This is a genomic window from Actinomadura logoneensis (assembly GCF_003428695.1).
In the GTDB taxonomy this organism is placed as follows: domain Bacteria; phylum Actinomycetota; class Actinomycetes; order Streptosporangiales; family Streptosporangiaceae; genus Spirillospora; species Spirillospora logoneensis.
Window position 1 is genome coordinate 1 of record NZ_QURH01000314.1, and the last position, 20442, is coordinate 20442.

Here is a 20442-nt window from a genome sequence, read left to right on the forward strand (position 1 = left end):
GCGCGCAGCCACAGGCCGTGCCGGTCGAGCGCCAGCGGGCGGACCCGGCCGGGCTCCGCGCCGGGGACGAGCCGGGCCAGCTCGGCGCGGTGCGCGCCGTCCAGGTGGCCCAGCACGCCCGCCTCGACCGCCACGAACGGGTCGGGGTGTCCGGCCCGGTACTCGTCCGGGTCGAGGTCGGCGGCGCCCCAGGCGTCCACGATCTCGATCTCGGCGAGGTCCATGGTGAGGACCGTCCAGTCGCCGTCGCCGGGGTCGTCGGCCACGAGGTCCAGCAGCTCGGGCCGGGGGTGGAGGCGGGCGAGCCGGTCGGCGGCGGCGCCGCGTCCCTCGGCGGGCACCTCCGACACCCAGCCGTGCAGCCAGGCGCGTCCGCGCACCCGGTCGGCGAGCGGGACGGGCGCGACGTCGCTGATCCGCAGCGTGGCGGGCAGGTCGTCCAGTCCTGTGAGGGCGGCCACGGTGGGCGACCGGCGGGGCATGAACAGCAGGGGCGCGCCGTTGTCGTCCGTGACGTGCGCGGGCACGGGGTCGTAGGGGACGCCGGGGGCGACCAGGACGGCGCCGGCGATGCCGTAGGCGGCCGTCCGGGCGCGTTCGGCGGCGGTGGGGCCGCCGTGCGGCGCGCCGTGGGGCCGCGAGGTTTCCCGTGCGCCGGTGCCCGCCTCGTGCATTCCGACCTCCTTGACTATGTAGGTTAGCCTTACCTAAGTAAGCACGTCCCACGTCAGGAGGTCAACCATGGACAACACCGGGCCGAAGGTCCGTCTCTCCCGTGCCCTCGGCCTGCCGCTCACGCCGAAGGCCGTGAAGTACTTCGAGGCGCGACCCTATCCGCCCGGCGTGCACGGGCGCACCCGCAAGAACGAGTCCGACTACAAGATCCGGCTGCGCGAGAAGCAGCGGCTGCGCGCGCAGTACAACATCCGCGAGGCCCAGCTCCGCAACGCCTTCGCCAAGGCCGCCAAGGTCAAGGGCGCCAAGACCGGCGAGGCCCTGATCGTCGACCTGGAGCGCCGGCTGGACGCGACGGTCCTGCGCGCCGGCTTCGCCCGGACGATCTACCAGGCCCGGCAGTTCGTGGTGCACCGGCACGTCCTGGTCAACGGCCGCCGGGTGGACCGGCCGTCCTTCCAGCTCCGCCCCGGCGACGTGGTCCAGATCGCCGAGCGCAGCCGTTCGATGGAGCCGTTCCAGGTGGCGGCGGCGGGCGCGCACGCCGAGAACGTCCCTCCCTATCTGGAGGTCGTGCACGACGCGCTGACCGCGCGGCTGTCCCGGCTGCCCGAGCGCCGCGAGATCCCGGTCGTCTGCGACGAGCAGCTCGTCGTCGAGCACTACTCCCGCTGACCGTCCCCTCCCTCCCCTTCCCCCGGACTCCCGGCTCCCCCGCGCGCCGGCGGCGGTTCGCGCCGCCGGCCCCGCGGTCCCGTCCCCCTGGACAGGCGTCCACCTCCATCGGTTAAAGTCAACCTAGCGATTGCTTGGCTCGCGCGCCGCCGCACCGGCCGCCCTCCCACCGCCCGATGGAGGCACCAGGACATGATCGAGTTCCAGCCCATGACCGCGAACATCGGCGCCGAGGTGAGCGGCGTCGACATCGGCAAGCCCCTGGACGCGGAGCAGGTCCAGACCCTGCGGGAGGGCCTGCTCAAGCACATGGTGCTGTTCTTCCGCGAGCAGCACATCAGCGACGAGGAGCACGTCGCGTTCGCCAGGCAGTTCGGCACGGCGAACATGCCGCCGATGGACACCTCCGGCAGCCCCGTCCACGTCCTGGACCAGACCGACCCCAAGGGCGAGGGCGGCGACCAGTGGCACAGCGACAACACCTTCATGAAGGTCCCGCCGATGGGGTCGCTGCTGCGCGCGGTGATGCTGCCCGAGGTCGGCGGGGACACCCTCTGGGCCAACATGTACATGGCCTACGACTCGCTCGCACCCTGGCTCCAGCGGCTCTGCGACGAGCTGTACGCCGAGCACGACCTGACGATGTCGGTCACCAAGGCCATCGACAAGGGCCACCGCATGGACCTGCGCGCCATGCAGGAGAAGAACCCGCCGTCCGTCCACCCGGTCGTGCGCATCCACCCCGAGACCGGCCGCAAGGCCCTGTACGTGAACCGCTCGTCGGTGACGCGGCTCATCGGGCTGTCGCGGCGCGAGAACGAGGCGCTGCTGCCGCTGCTGTTCGACGCCGTCCGCGACCCGCAGTTCCAGGTCCGGCTGAAGTGGCGGGTCGGCACGCTCGCGTTCTGGGACAACCGCCCGACCCAGCACTACGCCGTCGCCGACTACACCCAGCGCCGCAAGATGCACCGCGTCACGATCAACTGCCCCGCGGAGATCGACGACGGCGTCCCGAAGGGGCCGGGCGGCGTCACCGGCGCGGACGCGCCCGCCGAGAAGGCCGCCGCCCGCTACCTCTGACGTCCCGCGCCCCACAGCGGCGGTCCCCACCGGAGGCGGTCCTCCCGTGGGGACCGCCTCGGGCGTGGACCGCCCGGTGCGGCCCGGCCCGCGTCAGTTGCTCGGCTTGGCCGACGGCGTCGCGGACGGCTTGCCGCCGTTGCCGGACTGGCCGTTCGGGGCGACGGGGATCTGACCCGAGCTGGAGCAGTCGCTGCTCTGCTGGTTCACCCCGGACGGGAACTGCTGCGTCACCTTCCACGTGCCGTCGCTCTTCACCAGCGACAGCCGGATCAGGCTCGCCGGAGCCGACGTCGAACCCTGGCTGCTCTGCAGCGTGATGTCGGTCGCGACCGTCGCCGTCGCGAACTTGCCGTTGACGTCGCCGACGAACACCTTGGTCGTCTTGGACGAGAACGACAGCGACGAGTTGGCCTTGAAGCCGTCGGTCAGGTTCGGGACGGTGCACCGCTTGTAGAGGTCGAGCAGATCGCCCGCGAGCATCTTCTGGACCTTCTCCATGCGGTCCTGGTAGTTGGACGAGTTGTAGCTGAGCACGGCGTCGCCGAACGCGGCGGCCGACTTCTCCACCTCGTCCCGGGCGCGCTCGTCCCCCGACAGCTTCGACGCCTTCGTCCACTGCCAGATGCCGAAGCTCGCGAGCAGTGCGACGACCACCACCGTGACGATCGCGGCGTTGCGGCTCATGGCGAAGCCGCCCCGCGAGGAACCGGCGCGGGAGGCGGATCCGCCGTCATCGTCACCGCCGTCGCCGTCGCTGTCGCCGGAGGACCGCTCCGGCCGGCGCGCCTTCACCGGCTTGTCGGCGGCCTTCTCAGCCTCGTCGGCCTCGACGGTCTCGTCGTCGTCGGGCTCCTCGACGACGACCGGCTTCGGCTTGGCCTTCGCGGCGGCCCCGCTCTCCGTCTTGCGCTCGGTCGCGGCCTCGGATCCGGCGTCGGCCCCTGTCCCGGTCTCGTCGGCGAGGAGTTCGCCCGACTCGATGGCGGCCAGCACCTCGTCCAGGTCGTCCTCGTCCTCGATGACCTCGATGACGCGGACGCGCCGCTTCCGCTTGGCGGCGGGCTTCGCCGGCGCCTCCCGGGCGGCCTCCCGCTCCTCGCGCCCGGTCTCCTGCTGGCCGGTCTCCTCGTGCGCGGTCTCCCGTTCCTCGTGCCCGGCCTCCTGCCCGGCCCCGGCGGCCACCTCCCCGGGTCCGGACTCCACCGCCTCGTCCGCGGCCTCGTCCTTACCGGCGTTGCTGGTGGTCTTCGCAGTCACTTGGAGTACTCCTCGGGGGGACTATGAACTCACTTCCTGCGGCGGCGGCGCGGCCGGGGCAGGCGGGACAGGCGGGACATCGCGGGCACCGAGCCCATCATCACCCTGACCAACACCAGAAGGGCGACGACCGGGGGGACGTACACTAGCCAAGCGGGCGGCCCGGATGAAGGGTTTCCGCTGTGCCCCGCGGCGTTCCTGGCGTCGATGGACGACGGCCGGTCGAGCGCGGGATCGTGCGCCGGCAGCGTGTCCCCCGGGCTCTTCCCCTTGTAGGGCTTCTGCGCGACGACACCCGGCACCCGTCCGCCGGGGCACGTCGGCGGGGTCGTCACCTGCGGCTGCGGCTGCGGGTACCGGTACTCCAGCGCCGCCTGCGTCTTGAGCGTGAACATGAACGCCACGTTCAGCACCGTCTGCCCCTGGTGCTGCCCGATGATGCCGTTCAGCACGGTCCGCAGCCGCGGCGCGAGCTGGAAGATCTCGCCGAGGTGGGTGAGGATCCGCGGGTCGTGCCGCTTGAAGTCCAGCGTGCCGAGGTTGTCGACCATGCAGTCGATGTCGGCGCCGCTCCTGTCGAGCAGGGTGTTGAACGAGCCGAGCAGCCCGGGGCCGCGGTCGCGCAGCTCGGCCAGCTCGCCGCGCACCTCGCTGAGCGCGCCGGTCAGCGCGGCGAGGTTGTCCACGCCCTCGCCGAGCGCGGACCGGTTCTGGTTCAGGACGGTCGAGATACGGCTGAGGTCCTTGACCAGGCCGTCCAGCATCTGCGTGTTCTGCGCGAACGTCCCGGCGAGCTGGTCGCCGCCCTGGATGATCTGGCGGAAGGAGTCCTGGCGGCCGGACCAGCCCGCGGCCAGCTCGCGCGTGATGATGCGGGCGTCCTCGGGCTTGACCGCCTTGAGCGTCTGCAGGACGGCCGCGAACAGGTCGCTGTACTTGGGCGGGACGGTCGTCTTCGACTTCGGGATGACCGTGCCCGGACGCATCGGGGCGGCGTGCCCCATGCCGGGCGCGGGCGTCAGCTCGACGACCGGCTCGCCGACCGCCGACTTGCGCGCCGCGGCGGCCGTCGCGCCCTGCGGGATCTTCACGCCCCGGTCCATGCCGAGCCGCACGACCACCCGGTCCTTGCCGAGCTCCACCCGCTGGATGTGCCCGACGCGCACGCCCAGGTAGTCGACCTCGAAGTTCGGGTGCAGGCCCGGCGACGACTCGAACTCCACGGTCAGGTGGTACGGACGGTCGATCGCGTCGAAGCGGACGACGTTGGTGAACGCCCACACCGTCATGACCACCGCGAGGGCGGCGAACACCCCCAGGTTGATCGCGATTCGCCTGTTCATCGGGGCGGCTCCAGCAGGGAGTCGAGGTCGGGGAACGCCTCGCGGATCTTGGGCGGGAGCACGCTGGTCGGGTTCGTGCCCTTCCCGCCTCCCTTGCCGCCCTTGCCGTCCTTGCCTCCCCTGCCGCCCGCGCCGGCGGCGGACGGCGGGCGGAGGCCGGGGAAGACGGGCGTGCCGTCCGGCCAGACGACCTTGAGGACCGGGTACATCATCAGCGTGCCGTCGTAGCTGGCCAGCGGCAGCTTCTCCTCGAAGGCGACCAGGCCGTTGACGAGGCTCGTGAGGCGGGCGCGGTCCTTGCCGAGCTCGGCGATGATCGGGTCCACGTCGTTCAGCAGCCGCCGGAAGGTGGCGACGCGTCCGGCCAGGACCTTGTCGTTGAGCTCGGCGGCGGCGTAGGTGAGCCGGTCGAGCGTGCCGAGGATCTTGTCCTTGTCCTTGTTCAGCAGCGCCGTGGTCTTCGCGATCTCGCCCGGCGCCCGGCCGAGCGCGTCCCTGCCCTCCGCGAGGGAGCGGCCGAGCCGGGCGAACTGGTCGACGGACTCGCCGAGTTCGGCGCGCTGTTCGGCGAACAGCCGCACCAGGTCCGAGGTCTGCCGGACGGTCCTGTTGAGCTTGTGGCCCTGGCCGTCCAGGGCCTGCGCGCCCGCGTTCACGATGGTCGCGAGGTCGTTGCCCGCCAGCGACTTCAGCAGCGGCCCGGTCTGCCCGACGACCTGCTCGAACGCGGGCTGGACGGTGGCGTTCTCGATGCGGGCGCCGTTGGCGAGGTAGGGGCCGCGGTCCATGCTGCCGCCGGGCGGCAGGATCATGTCCACGTAGTTCTCGCCGAGCAGCGAGGTCACCTTGATCTCGGCCCGGGTGCCCTGCGGCAGCCGGTACCGGTCCATGATCGCCATGGTGACCTTCGCCTTGTAGCCGTCCCGCCGCACCGACAGCACCGTGCCGATCTTGACGTCCGACATCTGCACGCTGTGCCCGGCGACCAGGCCCTGCGCGTCGTCGAAGTCCGCGACCAGGTGGACCTTGCCCTTGGGCGCGCCGAAGGTCTGGAAGGAGCACCCGGTCAGCGCCAGCGCCGCGGCGAGGAGCAGCCCCGCCACCGCGCGCCCGCGGGCCAGCGCGCTGCCGTGTGTCAGGGGCCTGCCGTGTGTCAGTCGCCTCCGGTGCATCAGTGGCCTCCGGTGAGGTTCCCCGAGCCCGGCCAGGGGCAGTTGGAGTTCGGCTTGGGAAGCGGGCAGCCGACGTCATCGTCGCGGAGGATCGACTTGAGCCACGTCCGCAGGAAGGCGTCGGTCGCGACCCGGATCTGCAGCGACTTGTTCTTCGGGTTGTAGCCGTTGATGAGCGCGCCGCTCAGGTTCGGCAGCGCCTTGACGAGCTGGGCGATCCGCGCCGAGTTGCCCTTGAGGATCAGCGCGACGCGGGTGAGGACGGCCAGGTCCGACGGGAGCTGCCCCTGGTACTTGTCCAGCAGCGTCTTGCCGTTGCGGGCGAGGTCGACCAGGCCGCGGACGAGGTCCTGGATCTCGCCGCGCTCGCCCGCCAGGACGCGGCTGGCGGCGCTGAAGTCCTGGATCATCTCGCCGAGGACCTGCTCGCGGCCTCGGACGACCCCGGCGAGCCGGTGCAGGTTGCTCGCGACGGCGATGAGGTTCTTGTCCTGGCCCGCGACGTTCTGCACGAGCCGGGCGCTCTCCTCCAGCGTCGCGTTGAAGGTCCTGCCGTTGCCGTTGAACGAGGTCGCGGTCTGGTCGAGCGCGGGCCCCACCTTGGTCGGGTCGAGCGCCCGGGCGAGGTTGGTGAAGGAGCTGAGCGCGTCGTCCACCTCGACCGGGACGCTCGTCCGCTCGATCGGGATGACGTCGGAGGTCTCCTTCGCCTCGCCCGGCTTCCACGCGGGATGCAGGACGAGGTTGCGCTCGCCGACCAGGTTCAGCGGGACGATCGACGCCTGCACGCCCTTGGGCAGCGGCACGTTCCGGGAGATGTGGAAGCGGACCCGGACCCGGTCGCCGTCGGTCTGCACCGAGTCGACCGACCCGACGTCCGCGCCCATGATCTTGACCTTGGACTCCTTGTAGAAGGAGCGGGCCTTCGGCAGGTACACGGTCATCTCGCGGTCGCCGCCGGGCCCCGTGGGGACGAGGGAGCAGCCGCCGAGGACGGCCGTCAGCGCGACGCAGGCACCCGCGAGCGCGCGTCTGCGGCCCAGCGCGCGTCTCCGGCCGGACGTGTGTCCGCGGCCGAGCGGGTGTTCGCGGCCGAGCGGGTGTTCGCGGCCGAAGGCCTGTTCGCGGCCGAGCGCGGGATCGCGGCGGGCCATCAGTTCCCTCCCCCTTGCGCTCCGGTCCGGTCGGCCGGCTTCCCGCCGGGCGGGTCGATGCGGGTGGAGATCGGGCCGTCGGGCTGGAGCGGGCCGAGACCGGTCAGCACGCCCTCGATCCACTTGCCGTTGCCGCGCACGTTGGCGACGCCCGCGAAGGTCGGCCCGAGCAGCGAGAGGTCGGTGTTGAGGACGTCCATGTTCGGCGCGAGCCGGGTGGTCAGCAGGTGCAGGTTGTCCAGCAGGGTGTCGAGCTGCCGCTGGTTGCGGGAGATCGTGTTCGACAGCGTCCGGACGGTGCGGCTGCCCTGCCCGACGGTGGCGGCGAGCTGGTCGCGGCGTTCGACCAGGACGCGCAGCAGGACGCGGCTGTTGTCGATGATCTCGCGCAGCCGCCCCTCCTTCGCGGCGAGCGTCGCGGTGATCGTCCTGGACCCCTCGACCAGCTTCTCGACCTCCGGATAAGAGTCGTTCAGCGCCCGCGACAGCGACTGGACGTTGCGGAGCATCTCGTTCAGCTTCGCCGCGTTCGGCGACTTGATCTTCGCCATCTCGGTCAGCAGCCGGTCGATGGACCTCTCGTCCAGCCGTCCGATGATGCCGTTGGCGCTCTGCAGCGCGTCGGGGACGGTGAACGGCACCCTGGTGCGGGAGAGCGGGATGCGCCGCCGCGACTCGGGCAGGCTCGCCATGTAGGGCCGGACGACCGGGCCGCTCAGCCGCAGGTAGCGCCCGCCGAGCAGGGTGGTCGTCTCGATCGCGGCGTGGGTGTCGGGACCGAGGTCGATGCCCCGGTTCACGTGCCAGGTGACGATGACGGTCCCGGTCCGGAAGTCGGGGCGGACGCCGGTGATCCGGCCCGACTTCACGCCCGCGACCTGGACGTCCTGGCCCTTCTTGATCCCGGCGGTGTCGGCGAACACGCCGCTCATGGTGTAGCCGCGGTCGAACAGGTGCAGCTGGCCGACGGCGAACGCGAACACGCAGCCCGCGCCGATGACGGCGAGCGTGCCGACGGCGACGAGCTTCTGGTTGACGTCGCGCAGCGAAGGGAACAGCGGCATCGGTCACCGCCCCCCGTTCAGGATCGACTTGAGTGTCGCCAGGTCCTGCTTGGTCGGGCCGGGGTTGCCCGGCTGGTGCGGCAGCCGCATCGGGAACGGGCACGGTCCCTCGACGAGGTTCAGGCACATGACGTCGGTGCGCAGGAAGTGGCCGCCGTTGGTGGTCGCGAAAAGCTGCCGGAGCGGGACGGGCAGCGTCCGCACCATCTTCTCGAGCTGGTCCACGTTGATCCGGAACGTGCCGCTGAACCGGCCGAGGTTGTCGATGATCCGGGCGAGCTGGGCGTCGTTGCCGCCGAGCACCGCGTTGAGGTTGGTGGTCACCCCGGACACCTGCACGACGGCGTTCTCCAGCACGGTCCGGTTGGCGGCGAACACGCGGGCGAGGTCGCGCAGGTTGTCGATGCTCTGCGCGATCTGCCGGTCCCGGACGGCCACGGCGTCGGTCACGGCCGAGTAATCCTTGATCATCTGCTGGATGGTCGCCTTGCGGGAGCCGAACGTCCGCAGCAGACCGTCCAGGTTGGTGATCATCGTGTTGATCGCGGTCTCGTTGCCGTCCAGCGCCTCCGACAGCGCGAACAGGATGCGGTTGATCTGGTTCGGGTCGAGGTTGTTGACCAGCGGCTGGACGGCGTTGACGATCTCGCCGAGGTCCACGGCCGAGCGGGTGTGCGGGACGCGCGCGCCCGCGTGCAGCATCGTCCGGCTCTGCCCGGGTTCGAGGTAGACCACGCGCTGGCCGAGGACGTTGCGCCAGCGGATCGCGGCGGTCGAGTCGTCGGGGACCCGCGCGTCCTTGTCCACCGCCATCCGGACGACGGCCCGCCCGCGCACCACCTTGATGTCCTTCACCTGCCCGACCGGCGTCCCGGCGATCTTCACCTGGTCGCCGGTGAGCAGGCCGGTGACGTCGTCGAACTCGGCGGTCAGCCGGTACCGGTCGTTGAAGCTGGCGCCGAGGATCTGCTGCCCGATGAAGAACGTCAGCAGGCCGGTGACCGCGACGAACGCCAGGAACTTGGCGGTGGTGGCGTAGTCGGGTCCGCGCCCGGTCCGGCGCGCGCCGCGGGGGCTCACGGGCGCATCACCCGCTTGAGCCCGTCGGCCGGCTGGTCGGTGTTGGCCTTCTGGTCGAAGACCGTGGTGGTCGGCGGTTTGGGGCACACGTCGATGAACACCTTGCAGGGGTCGAGCGGCAGCGGGCCGACCACGTTGGCGATCATCGTGCCGTTCGGGCCGGGCACCTTGATGACCTTCACCAGCAGGGTGAAGAAGCCGTTCAGGTCGTCCAGCAGCACCGGGATGTTCCTCTGCTGGCCGTGCACGACGTGCGCCGCGTCGGCCGCGCCGTCCACGAACCGCCCGATGTTGCCGCCGTGGCCGCGCAGCGAGTCGCCGACGCGTCCGGTCAGCTCGCTCGTGCCGGCGAGGATCTGGTCGATCTTGTCGGGACGGCCGTAGACGACGGGCGAGACCCGGTTGACGTCGCCGACGATCCCGTTGACCGTCCCGCCGCGCGAGGCGAGCGTGGGGGCGAGCCCGGCGACGTTGTCCATGATCGTCCTGAGCTGCGCCCGGTCCTGGTCGGTCGCGTCGATGACCTTCGCGCCGTTGGACAGGGCGCGGCGCAGCGCGGGCCCCTGGCCGTCCAGCCCGCCGGACAGGCTGTGCAGGATGGTGGCCAGGTCGTCGGGGTTGATCGCCTTGGTGAGGTTGTAGGCGGGCCACGCGGTGTCGGACAGCTCGACCGGGTCCTTCCCCTCGCCGAGGTCGGCGTTGTCGTGCAGGTACGGGCCGGTGGTCTCCTGCGCGCCGAGGTCGAGGACGAGGTCCTTCGGCCCGAACACCGACACCGGCTCGATCCGCGCGGTCGTCGTCCGCGCGAGCCGCACGCCCTTGTCGACGCGCATCCGCACCGACACCCGGCCGTCGCGGCCGAGGCTCACCTTCTGGACGGTCCCGACCGTGATGCCGCGGATCTTCACGTCCGACTTGCCGGGGTCCAGGCCCTGGCCCGCGCGGTGGAACTCGGCGGTGTAGTAGGTCGAGCCGGGGTGGGACTGGGTCGCGCCGAGCGTCAGAGCGGCGACCGCGGCGGCGAGCGCCCCGGCGCCGGCCGCGCCGAACATCGTCCGGGTGCGGCGGGAGAGGGTCTCGTCGCTCATCCGGTCAGCCTCACCGTGCCGCCGTGTCCCCAGAAGATGTAGCTGAGCAGCAGATTCATCAGGATCATGAGGATCGTGGACTCCCGGATCGCGCGTCCGGCCGCGACGCCCACGCCGACCGGTCCGCCGGCCGCGTGGTAGCCGCGGTAGCAGTGGACGAACATGACGATGAACGCGAAGACCGCCACCTTCACCACGCTGTAGAACACGTCGATCGGCGGCAGGTAGAGGTGGAAGTAGTAGTCGTAGATGCCGGGCGACAGGCCGTAGACCGCGACCGAGATGAACCGGGTCGCCCAGAACGCCATGAACAGCGACACCAGGTAGAGCGGCACCAGGGCGATGACGCCGGCCGCGACGCGCGTGCACACCAGGTACACCAGCGAGTTGATGCCCATGACCTCCAGCGCGTCGATCTCCTCGGAGATCCGCATCGCGCCGATCTCGGCGGTGAAGCTCGTCCCGACCTGCGCGACCAGCGCGACCCCCGCGATGATCGGGGTCACCTCGCGGACGTTGGAGTAGGACGCGACCAGGCCGGTGAACGCCTCCGCGCCGATCCGCGACAGCCCGGGGAAGCTCTGCTGCCCGACGATCGCGCCGGTGGCCAGCGACATCGTCGCGATCACGAAGATCATGCCGCCGCCGATCACCAGCGCGCCGACGCCGACGGTGATGTCGCTGACCTGCTTGGCCAGCGTCCGGCCGTACTTGCGCCGCAGCACGATGTCGAACAGCAGCCCGTACAGCACCCGGCCGAGGAAGACCGGCAGGTTGAACGAGGCGGCCATGCCCGCCGTCCGGCCGCGCACCGCGCGGCCGATCCGCCGGACCGGGGAGAGGGCGACCATTCAGTACCTCGGGGGGAACATTCAGAACCTCGGGGGGAAGAGAACCTGGTAGAGCGTGGTGAGGATGTAGTTCGAGGCGAACACCACGATCGAGGTGACCACGACCGCCCGGTTCACCGCCCGCCCGACGCCGACCGGCCCGTAGTCGCAGTTCATGCCCATGTAGCAGGCGACCGCGGCGGCGATGAAGCCGAACACCCACGCCTTGACCAGGGTGATCACCAGGTCGGAGAACTGCAGGAGCGTCGTCGCGCCGTCGAAGAACGCGCCCGGGCTGACGCCCTGCTGGATGACGTTGAAGTAGTAGCCGCCCAGCGTCCCGGCGATGATCACCACCGAGGCGAGCAGGACCGCCACCGTGCTGGCCGCCCACAGCCTGGGGGTGACCAGGCGGTGGATCGGGTTGATGCCCATGACCTCCATGGCCGCGAGCTCGTCGCGGATGTTGCGGGCGCCCATGTCGGAGGTGATGGCCGAGCCGCCGACGCCGGACACCAGCAGCGCGGCGGCGAGCGGCGCGACCTGCTGGACCATCGCGGCGATGAGCAGCGCGCCGGTCGCCGACGCCGCGCCGAGCTGCCGCGCGATGTCCCCGACCTGCAGCGAGATCGTCGCGCCGAGGGGGATCGCGATGAGCATGACCGGGATGGAGGTGACCCGGGCGAGGAACCAGCACTGCTCGATGAACTCGCCCCACCACTGCCGCACGTCCCAGGTGCGGCGCAGGCCCTCCAGGAACGTGACGCACAGCAGGCCGGTCTCGTCCAGCGCCCGGGCGGCGCGGCGGCGGGCGAGGTCCGGCACGGCGGTGAGGCTCAGGGCCATCTCGCCCCCGGGGGGCCGGGGCGACGGAGCATGTCGTGCCTCCTGGGGTGTCTCGGACGGCGGGGGTCCGTCCGACGGAGCACTGGTCGTGGAGCACTGTTCGGTCCGGTCGGGCACACAGGTGGCAGCAGCATCACACGGACACACCGGCACCGCCTGTGATCTGGAGCACTCTATGGGAGAAAGCTCTAAGAAGCGAGTACTTACTTCACCCGCCGTCCCCGGTTAGGATCTTCAGGTGCACCAACACCTCGACGGCCTCCCGACCGGCCCGGACGGGCCCGGTCCGGACGGGCCGCCGGCCGACCCGCTCGTGACCGGCATCCACGACCGCTGGGACGGCCAGGGCCTGCCCGGCCAGCCGTGGCCGTTCATGGCCATCTGCTCGATCGGCCGCCTCTACCAGCTCATCCGCAAGGCGCTGGACGACGAGCTGGAGAAGAGCGGCCTCAGCCGCACCGGGTTCTTCCTGCTCACCACGCTCGCCCTGACGTCCACCGGACGCGCCCGCCTCAGCACGCTCGGCCGGTTCCTGATGCTGCACCCGACGTCGGTGAAGCTGACCGTCGACCAGCTCGAGGCCGACGGCCTGGTCTCCCGCTCCCGGCACCCGCGGGACCGGCGCGCCACCCTCGTCCTCGTCACCCCGTCCGGACGGGACCTGGCGGGCCGGGTGAACCTCGCCCTGGAGTCGCCGGACGGTCCCCTGGGGGAGTTCGCCGGGCTCTACCGTCCGCTGTTCGAATCGCTCCAGCCGATGCGCCTGGCGGCGGGCGACCTGGAGGTCTGACGCCCCGCCGGGCGGCGGGTCCGCGACGCTCGGCAGCGGGGTTCCCGCAGGCCCGGACCGGTCGTCCGGACGGTGTGAGGGTGGCGACACAGGGGCCGTACCCCGGGGTTCGGCGAACATCCCGCCGTGACCTTGAGGCAAGGTATTGGGCATGGCACCGACCCGAACGAGTCCCCCGCCGTCCTCGTCCCGCCCGCCGCGGCGCCGTGGACGACGCTCGTCCGGACGCTCCGCCAGGCGCGCACCGGAGCGCTCGGACGAGCATCCGGCGGAGTACCCGAACGACGCGAACCCGTGGGAGCGCCCGCCCGGCAGGGTGCGCCGGGCCTGGCGCGTCCTCACCCACAACGTGACCATCACCGTCGTCGGCATCGCCGCGATGCTCGGCGCGATGGTGTGGGTGATCCCGAAGTGGATGGGCCCGGGCGAGCCGCCGCAGGCCGCCGACGGCGGCGCGTACTCGACCAACGACATGCTCGCCAAGCTGTCGTCGTCCAGCATGGACCCCGTCGCCGCGGGCGTCATCGCGCAGGCGAAGAAGAACGCCTACGAGCAGCAGCAGCGCGAGTTGAAGGCGCTGCGGGAGAAGGCCAAGCGGGACGCCAAGGCGCGCGCGCAGCTCAAGCTGCAGCAGGAGCGCGAGCGGCTGGCGAAGTCCAACCCGAGCGCCAAGCAGAACAAGGCGTGGGGCAGGAAGATGAGCGCCATGAAGGGCTGGGGCCGCTGCTGGGACTCGCTCGAAACCCTCTGGGAGCACGAGTCGAGCTGGGACGAGCACGCGACCAACCCGTCCAGCGGCGCGTACGGCATCCCGCAGGCGCTGCCCCCGGACAAGCTCGCCGACGCCGGCCCCGACTGGAAGACCAGCTCGCCCACGCAGATCGCCTGGGGTCTGGCCTACATCAAGGCTCGGTATCACGACCCCTGCGGCGCCTGGTCGTGGTGGTCGGCGCACCACTGGTACTGAGAGCATCGGACGATGCACAACGGTGGGGCGCCGGCGTCCCGGCAGTGGGCGCGCGCGGACGCCACCCGGCGCGCGCTGCTGGACGCCGCGCAGGAGGTGTTCGCCGACCGCGGCTACGCGGACGCGGGCATCGCCGAGATCGTCGAGCGGTCCGGGATCAGCGTCGGGAGCCTGTACCACCACTACGGCGGGAAGGCCGGGCTGTACCTGGCGCTGTGGGAGGAGCTGAGCGGCGAGCAGGAGTCCCGCGCCGCCGAGGCCGTGTCGGCGGCCCGCGCGTCCGGCGAGGACGACCCGATCGCGCTGTTCGTCGCGGGCGCGCGCGGCTACCTGGAGACGTGCTGGGAGCGGCGCGCGGCGGCGCGGCTGTTCCACGCCGGGGAGGGGCCGTCCGGCTTCTCGCTGATGCGGCGGAGCCGGGCGCAGCGCTGGATCGAGCGCAACACGCGGCTGCTGCTCCCCCGCGAGGACGGCGGCGACAGCGCCACGTCCGTGCTCAGCATGGTGCTGACCACCGTCATCGGCGAGGCGGGCCGGGAGATCGCGCTGGCGGACTCCCCGGCCGCCGCCACGGAGATCATCGACGAGGTCCTGCGCATCCTGCTGCGGCTGGCCGGCTGAGTCCGGAACGCGCCTACCTGCGACGACGCGGACCCCGCCGCGGGCGGCGGGCGAGAATCGCGGGAAGCCCCTGTGGCAGGGCGATGCCGAAGATCGGGGATCGGGTGCCGCACACCTGGCGGGACGGTTACGCTGACCGTCGCGTCACCCTGATCTGACACCCCCTGTGATCATTTCGGAGAGCCGACGGCCGATGCCGACTTCCACATGGTTCCGCCTGAACGTCGCCAAGCGCGAGAGGGTGCTCGAGGCGGCGATGCGCGAGTTCGGCGAACACGGCTACTCGACCGGGAGCCTGAACACCATCGCCCGCGAGGCGGGCATCGCCAAGGGCTCGCTGTTCCAGTACTTCCGCGACAAGCTGGAGTTCTTCGGGTTCGTCTGCGACGAGACGTCCCGGCGGATCCGCGAGGAGATGGAGCGGCGCATCGCGCGGCTCGACTTCGACCAGCCCTTCGACGGCTGGCTGTTCGACACGCTCTGCGAGTGGTCGGAGTACTACGCCGACCATCCGCTGGAGCGCGGCGTGACGGCGGCGACCAACTTCGAGCTCGACAACGGCGTCCGGTCGGTGATCCGCGAGACGGCGAACCAGCACTACCTGCAGGTCATCGACCCGGCGCTGAAGCTGTGGCAGGAGCGCGGCGACATCCACCCGGACGCGGACGTGGACGTGCTGGCGTCGTTCCTGCTGATGACGCTGCCGTTCCTGGCGCTGGCCCCGTACTACGACGGCATCGACCCGGTGCTCGACCTGCGCGGCCGGACGCCCGCCGAGCAGCGCCCGATGATCCGGCGGATCGTGGCGGGCATCACCCCGATGTTCGGGCCCACATCCTTCGGCTCCGCCGCGTCCTAAACCCGCCGGATGTCGGCGTGTCAACCGCGCCGGATGTCGGCGTGCCTACCGCGCCGGATGTCGGCGTGCCTACCGCGCCGGATGTCGGCGACGAGCACGTCCATGTACCGGACGAGCCGCCGCGCGACGCCGGGCAGCTCGGCCGGCGGGGTGTCGGCGTCGAGCACGCGGGGGTTCTCCAGCCGCCGCAGCCGTCCGAGCCGCTCGACCCCGGCCTCCCCCGCCGCGAGCACGTTGCGCACCCAGTCGCTGCCCGCCCCGTAGGGAAGCCCGACCACGAGCTCGCCGCCGTGGCGGAAGGCGAGCACGGGCGTCCGGTACTCCCGCCCGGACGTCCGCCCGCGATGCACGATCACCGCGTAGGGCGGCAGGTAGGGGGCCCAGAGTCCTTGCAGCGGATTGGTGACGATCCGGTTGAACCGGGCGAGCGACCGAGGAAGCAGCGCGTCCTTCATCCCTCCATCCTGCCCCGCGAGCGGCGTACGGTCAGGGCCGACGCGGTCCCGAGCGGTTTCGCTCGCACGTTGGGTGTTGGGTGGGGACGTGGATCGTGAGTTTCGTGAGGCGCTCGTCCATCAGGCGCGGGCGGTCCGGCTGCTCGCCGGGTTCCTGCAGGACGACCTGCCGCCGCTGCACTGGACGATCGGGGACGGGGCGTCCACGCACCAAGTCGAGCTGACCGGGTTCATCCTCGCTCCACGGGCGCGGAGGGTCCGGGCGCACCTCATGCCCTGGGCCGGGCACCTGGGGCTTTCACTGAGCTCGGAGCGGACACCTCGGGTGGTGGAGTTCTCCGCGTCGTCCGGGCGGGACGGGATCGGCCTCGCCCTCTTCGGGGCCGCGCCCCGGTGGCGGAGCGGGTTCGGACGCCGACCCGCGGCCTGGACTCCCCCGCCGTTGACGGGGGACGCGGCCGAGGAGACCCGGCACGCCCAGGCCCGCCTCCTGGCGACGCTCGGCGAGCTGGCCGAGAACGATCTCCCGGTGCTCTCCTGGCACGTCCCCGACCGGACTGAAGAAGGCCGGTGGCGTCTGGTGGGAGAGATCTCGGAGACCGGGCCGGACTCCCGGGCCGACGTCGACGAGGCCGGAAGTGTCGCCCGCGAGGCCGTGCACCGCTGGGGGCGCTTCCTGGAAGCCGACCCGATGGAGGAACGGCTCGGCAGGACGTACGTCAGGATCCGCTCGTCCTGGAAGGGAACCGACATCGTCATTGACGCGGACTGGCCCAGCTGAGGCCGGGTCGGCGCTGGTGGCGGACATATGCCGAGCGGCGCTGCGGTCCGGTGGGATCCGGGTTGCAGCGCCGCGGTTTGGGGGCCAGGTTGGGGGGGTTGCTACATCGGGGCGGGTGGGGCCTTGGCCTCATCGGGGGTCACCGGGTGGTGAGGCGCTCGAGGAGCCAGGCGGCGAGCATGGCGGTGGAGAGGGCCGCGCCGAGGATGGCGACGGAGGACCAGCCGCCGTGCGTCCAGGCGAGCGAGGCGAGGGCGGAGCCAGCGGCGCCGCCGACGAAGTTGCCGGTCATGAAGGCCGAGTTGATGCGGTTGCGGGCCTCGGGGCGCAGCGCGTAGACGACGTTCTGGTTGCTGATGAGCAGGGCCTGCTGGGCCATGTCCAGGGCGACGATGCCGACGATGAGCCAGGCGAGGCTGTGTCCGCCGAGCGCGAGGGGCAGCCAGGAGACGAGGTAGACGACGGCGCCGACGCCGGTGACGAGCTGGACGCGGCCCCGGTCGGCGAGGCGTCCGGCGATGTTGGCGACGACCGAGCCGAGCGCGCCGAACAGGCCCATGAGGCCGATGGCGCCCTCGCTCCAGCCGTAGGCGTCGCTGGAGAGCAGGAAGGTCAGGGACGTCCAGAGGGCGGAGAAGGCGGCGAAGGACAGCGCGCCGACGGCCATCCGCCAGCGCAGGACGGGCAGTTCGCGCATGAGGGTGGCGATGGAGCCGAGCAGCTTCGGGTAGCTCATGCCGGCCGGGGTGTGCAGGGTCGGCAGGTTGCGGCGGAGCAGGACGGCCATGAGCAGCATCAGCCCGGCCTGGACCCAGTAGACGGTGCGCCAGCCGCCGAGTTCGGCGAGCGCGCCGGAGATGGTGCGGGCGAGCAGGACACCGAGGAGCAGGCCCATCATCACGGTGCCGACGACGCGTCCGCGCTCGGCCGGGGCGGCCAGGGACGCGGCGAACGGGACGACGACCTGCGCGGCGACCGAGGCCAGTGCCGTGAGGGCCGTGCCGACGAGCAGCACCGCGCCGTTGGGGGCGACGGCGGAGACGAGCAGGAACCCGGCGGTGAGGAGGTAGAGGGAGACCGCGAGGCGGCGGCGCTCGAAGAGGTCGCCGAGCGGGACGAGGAGGAACAGGCCGATGCCGTAGCCGACCTGCGCGGCCGTGACGATCAGCCCGGCCATGCCGGTGCTGAGGCCGAGGGAGCCGCCGATGAGGTGGAGGAGGGGCTGGGGGAGGTAGTTGGACGCCACCGTGAGTCCGGTCGCGACCGCCATGAGGAGCAGGAGTCCGCGGCTGAGGCCGGAGCCCTCGGCCGCCGCCCGCTGTGCCGCGGGCCGCTGAGTCATGATCGCCATGGCACGAGGATGCGGCCTGACCCATTGATGAGTCCAACGCATTCTTTTCATCGGATCAATCGCGATTGTAGATTGATCCGATGGACCTTCAGCAGATGCGCTACGTCGTCGCGGTGGCCGAGGAGGGCGGGTTCACCCGGGCGGCGGAGCGCTGCCGGGTCGTCCAGTCGGCGCTGTCGCACCAGATCGCGCGGCTGGAGCGGGAGCTCGGCGCGCTGCTGTTCGAGCGGACGAGCCGCCGGGTGCGGCTGACGCCCGCCGGGGAGGCGTTCCTGCCCGCGGCGCGGCAGGCGCTGGACGCGGCGGAACGGGCCCGCGCGGAGGTGGCGGCGGCGTCCGGGGAGATCCGGGGACGGCTCGCGATCGGCGCGATCACGACGGTCGCGGCCGTGGACCTGCCGTCCCTGCTCAAGCGGTACCGGGAGCGCTACCCGCAGGTGCGGATCACACTGCGCGCGGGGATCAGCGAGGAGCTGATCGAGCAGGTCAGGGACGGTTCGCTGGACATCGGGTTCCTCGGCCTGCTGCCCGGGACGATCCCGAGGGGCGTCAGCGACCGGGAGCTGGAGCACGGCAACCTGGTCGCGGTCGTCGCGCCCGACCACCGGCTCGCGGACGAGGCCGAGACCGACCTGGCGTCCCTGGCGAACGAGACGTTCGTGGACTTCGCGGCGGGCACGATCGGCCGTTCGCAGTCCGACCAGGCGTTCGCGGCGGCCGACGTCCAGCGGGACGTGGCGTTCGAGGTGACCTCGCCCGAGTTCATCGCGGAGATCATCCGGCAGGGCCTGGCGGTCGGGATGCTCCCGGCGAACTACGCGCACCGGCTGCGGGGCGTCCGGACGCTGTGCGTGCGGGACGCGCCGGGCCGGGTCGAGCGCCTGATCTGGTCCCGGCACCGGCCGAGCCCGCCCGCCGCCGCGTTCCTGCGCTTCCTCGACGTCGAGCCTCAGCCGCCCGGGACGACGAGGCCGGACTCGTAGGCGGCGATGACCGCCTGGGTGCGGTCGCGCAGGCCGAGCTTGCCGAGGATGCGGCTGACGTGCGTCTTCACCGTCTCCTCGCTCACCACCAGGGCGGCGGCGATCTCCGGGTTGGACAGGCCCTCCGCCATCGCGCGCAGCACCTCGGTCTCGCGCGGCGTCAGCGCGGCGAGCGCGGACGGGGCGGTCCTCGGGCGGCGGCGCGAGCGGGCGAACTCCTCGACCAGGCGGCGGGTGACGCCCGGGGCGAGGAGGGCGTCCCCGGCGGCGACGACGCGGACGGCCTCGAAGAGGCGTTCGGCGGTGACGTCCTTGAGCAGGAAGCCGCTGGCGCCGGCGGCGAGCGCGTCGTAGACGTACTCGTCCAGCTCGAAGGTGGTGAGGATGAGGACGCGGGGGGTGTGGTCGGCGGCGCGGAGGCGTTCGGTGGCCTCGATGCCGTCGGTGCCGGGCATCCGGACGTCCATGAGCACGATGTCGGGCCGCAGCGTCGCGCACAGCCGGACGGCCTCGGCGCCGTCGGCGGCGGTGCCGACGACGGTGAAGTCCGGCTGGGTGCCGAGGAGGGCGGCGTATCCGGAGCGGACGATCTCGTGGTCGTCGGCGACGAGGATGCTGGTCATGCGGGCCGTCCCGGAAGGGTCGCCTCGATGAGGAATCCGCCGCCGGGCGCGGGGCCGGTGCGCAGTTCGCCGCCGACGGTCGCGGCGCGTTCGCGCATGCCGAGCAGGCCGTGCGCGTCGGGCCGGACGTCGTCGCGCGGCCCCGGCCCGAGGTCGCGGACGCGCAGCCGGAGGGCGTCGGAGGCGTAGTGCAGCTCGATGTCGACGGCGGTTCCGGGCGCGTGGCGGCGGGCGTTCGTCAGGGCCTCCTGGACGATCCGGTACGCGGTGAGTTCGACGCCGGGGTCGAGCGCGGCGACCGAGCCGCTGACGATGAGGCGGACGGCCGAGCCGGTCGTCGCGCGCGCCTCGTCCACCAGCTCGACGAGCTGGGCGAGGCCGGGCTGCGGCCTGCGCGCGGCCTGCTCGCCCTCCCCGGCGTCCTCGCGCAGGACGCCGAGGAGGCGGCGCATCTCGGTGAGCGCGGCGCGGGCGGTGTCGCCGATGCCGAGCAGGCGTTTCGCACCGTCGGCGGGCAGGCCGGGGGTGGCGAGGCGGGCGGTCTCGGCCTGGACGGCGATCATCGAGATGTGGTGCGCGACGACGTCGTGCAGCTCGCGGGCGATGCGGGCGCGCTCGCTCTTGGCGGTGTTCTCCAGCAGGGTCGCGCCGATGGTCCGCTCGGCGGCGGTCTGGCGTTCGGCGCGGGCGCGCGCCCACCGCACGGCCCCGGCCCCGGCGGCGACGGGCGCGAGGACGGCCGCGG

22 protein-coding genes are annotated in these 20442 nt (G+C 72.1%); 8 read left to right on the forward strand and 14 right to left on the reverse strand.

Features of this window, described 5'->3' with window-relative positions:
* A partial coding sequence (locus DZF91_RS19410; RefSeq protein ID WP_117358874.1) for a hypothetical protein occupies positions 1–674 on the reverse strand: 674 nt, incomplete at its 3' end.
* 67 nt (positions 675–741) lie between these two features.
* On the opposite strand from DZF91_RS19410, the gene rpsD reads away from it, so the two are divergent.
* Both rpsD and DZF91_RS19420 read left to right on the forward strand, forming a co-directional pair.
* A complete protein-coding gene (rpsD, locus tag DZF91_RS19415; RefSeq protein ID WP_117358875.1) occupies positions 742–1350 on the forward strand; it encodes a 30S ribosomal protein S4 in 609 nt (202 codons plus the stop codon).
* Positions 1351–1542: 192 nt separating this feature from the next.
* Complete coding sequence (locus DZF91_RS19420; protein WP_117358876.1) at positions 1543–2430, forward strand: TauD/TfdA dioxygenase family protein; 888 nt, start codon at positions 1543–1545, stop codon at positions 2428–2430.
* 93 nt (positions 2431–2523) lie between these two features.
* On the opposite strand, the gene DZF91_RS19425 is transcribed toward DZF91_RS19420, so the two are convergent.
* From DZF91_RS19425 to DZF91_RS19465, 9 genes are read right to left on the reverse strand one after another with little or no spacing between them, the layout of a single operon-like run.
* Entirely contained in the window at positions 2524–3690 is a 1167-nt protein-coding gene (locus DZF91_RS19425) for a prolipoprotein diacylglyceryl transferase (RefSeq protein WP_117358877.1), read from the reverse strand.
* A 29-nt stretch (positions 3691–3719) separates the two neighbouring features.
* Positions 3720–5033, reverse strand: a complete 1314-nt coding sequence (locus DZF91_RS19430; RefSeq protein ID WP_117358878.1) for an MlaD family protein — start codon at positions 5031–5033, stop codon at positions 3720–3722.
* The gene (locus DZF91_RS19435; RefSeq protein ID WP_117358879.1) at positions 5030–6205 is read right to left on the reverse strand and encodes an MCE family protein; all 1176 of its coding nucleotides are present in this window, start codon (positions 6203–6205) and stop codon (positions 5030–5032) included. Before DZF91_RS19435 ends, DZF91_RS19430 begins: the two co-directional genes overlap by 4 nt.
* Positions 6205–7359 carry an MCE family protein gene (locus DZF91_RS19440; RefSeq protein ID WP_117358880.1) on the reverse strand — a complete coding sequence of 385 codons (1155 nt, stop codon included), beginning with the start codon at positions 7357–7359 and terminating at the stop codon, positions 6205–6207. The genes DZF91_RS19435 and DZF91_RS19440 overlap by 1 nt, the downstream gene beginning before the upstream one ends.
* The gene (locus DZF91_RS19445) at positions 7359–8423 is read right to left on the reverse strand and encodes an MCE family protein (RefSeq protein WP_117358881.1); all 1065 of its coding nucleotides are present in this window, start codon (positions 8421–8423) and stop codon (positions 7359–7361) included. Before DZF91_RS19445 ends, DZF91_RS19440 begins: the two co-directional genes overlap by 1 nt.
* A gap of 3 nt (positions 8424–8426) precedes the next feature.
* A complete protein-coding gene (locus tag DZF91_RS19450; protein ID WP_117358882.1) occupies positions 8427–9503 on the reverse strand; it encodes an MCE family protein in 1077 nt (358 codons plus the stop codon).
* Positions 9500–10591: an MlaD family protein gene (locus DZF91_RS19455; RefSeq protein ID WP_117358883.1), complete on the reverse strand. Its 1092-nt coding sequence runs from the start codon at positions 10589–10591 to the stop codon at positions 9500–9502. Before DZF91_RS19455 ends, DZF91_RS19450 begins: the two co-directional genes overlap by 4 nt.
* Positions 10588–11442 (reverse strand): ABC transporter permease, encoded by an 855-nt coding sequence (locus DZF91_RS19460; RefSeq protein WP_117358884.1) that lies wholly within the window; start codon positions 11440–11442, stop codon positions 10588–10590. Before DZF91_RS19460 ends, DZF91_RS19455 begins: the two co-directional genes overlap by 4 nt.
* Before the next feature lie 21 nt (positions 11443–11463).
* Positions 11464–12267 (reverse strand): MlaE family ABC transporter permease, encoded by an 804-nt coding sequence (locus tag DZF91_RS19465; protein WP_117358885.1) that lies wholly within the window; start codon positions 12265–12267, stop codon positions 11464–11466.
* A gap of 238 nt (positions 12268–12505) precedes the next feature.
* On the opposite strand from DZF91_RS19465, the gene DZF91_RS19470 reads away from it, so the two are divergent.
* From DZF91_RS19470 to DZF91_RS19485, 4 genes are all read left to right on the forward strand, one after another.
* Positions 12506–13057: a MarR family winged helix-turn-helix transcriptional regulator gene (locus DZF91_RS19470; protein WP_235834419.1), complete on the forward strand. Its 552-nt coding sequence runs from the start codon at positions 12506–12508 to the stop codon at positions 13055–13057.
* Positions 13058–13208: 151 nt separating this feature from the next.
* Entirely contained in the window at positions 13209–14024 is an 816-nt protein-coding gene (locus tag DZF91_RS19475; RefSeq protein WP_147341224.1) for an aggregation-promoting factor C-terminal-like domain-containing protein, read from the forward strand.
* Positions 14025–14036: 12 nt separating this feature from the next.
* Positions 14037–14645: a TetR/AcrR family transcriptional regulator gene (locus DZF91_RS19480; RefSeq protein WP_117358887.1), complete on the forward strand. Its 609-nt coding sequence runs from the start codon at positions 14037–14039 to the stop codon at positions 14643–14645.
* A 193-nt stretch (positions 14646–14838) separates the two neighbouring features.
* Positions 14839–15504: a TetR/AcrR family transcriptional regulator gene (locus tag DZF91_RS19485; RefSeq protein ID WP_117358888.1), complete on the forward strand. Its 666-nt coding sequence runs from the start codon at positions 14839–14841 to the stop codon at positions 15502–15504.
* 20 nt (positions 15505–15524) lie between these two features.
* Here DZF91_RS19485 and DZF91_RS19490 read toward each other — a convergent pair whose 3' ends face one another.
* Complete coding sequence (locus tag DZF91_RS19490) at positions 15525–15959, reverse strand: nitroreductase family deazaflavin-dependent oxidoreductase (RefSeq protein ID WP_117358889.1); 435 nt, start codon at positions 15957–15959, stop codon at positions 15525–15527.
* A gap of 88 nt (positions 15960–16047) precedes the next feature.
* Here DZF91_RS19490 and DZF91_RS19495 point away from each other — a divergent pair, with 88 nt between their 5' ends.
* Positions 16048–16740 (forward strand): hypothetical protein, encoded by a 693-nt coding sequence (locus tag DZF91_RS19495; protein ID WP_147341225.1) that lies wholly within the window; start codon positions 16048–16050, stop codon positions 16738–16740.
* 139 nt (positions 16741–16879) lie between these two features.
* Here DZF91_RS19495 and DZF91_RS19500 read toward each other — a convergent pair whose 3' ends face one another.
* A complete protein-coding gene (locus DZF91_RS19500) occupies positions 16880–18091 on the reverse strand; it encodes an MFS transporter (RefSeq protein WP_235834420.1) in 1212 nt (403 codons plus the stop codon).
* An 80-nt stretch (positions 18092–18171) separates the two neighbouring features.
* Between DZF91_RS19500 and DZF91_RS19505 the strand changes: the two genes are divergently transcribed.
* A complete protein-coding gene (locus DZF91_RS19505) occupies positions 18172–19074 on the forward strand; it encodes a LysR family transcriptional regulator (protein WP_117358891.1) in 903 nt (300 codons plus the stop codon).
* Here the strand turns inward: DZF91_RS19505 and DZF91_RS19510 are convergent.
* Both DZF91_RS19510 and DZF91_RS19515 read right to left on the reverse strand, forming a co-directional pair.
* Positions 19041–19697, reverse strand: coding sequence for a response regulator (locus tag DZF91_RS19510; protein ID WP_117358892.1), 657 nt, complete (start codon positions 19695–19697; stop codon positions 19041–19043). The genes DZF91_RS19505 and DZF91_RS19510 overlap by 34 nt on opposite strands.
* Positions 19694–20442 (reverse strand): sensor histidine kinase (locus DZF91_RS19515; RefSeq protein WP_147341226.1); only part of this gene is annotated, 749 nt, incomplete at its 5' end. The genes DZF91_RS19510 and DZF91_RS19515, both read right to left, overlap by 4 nt.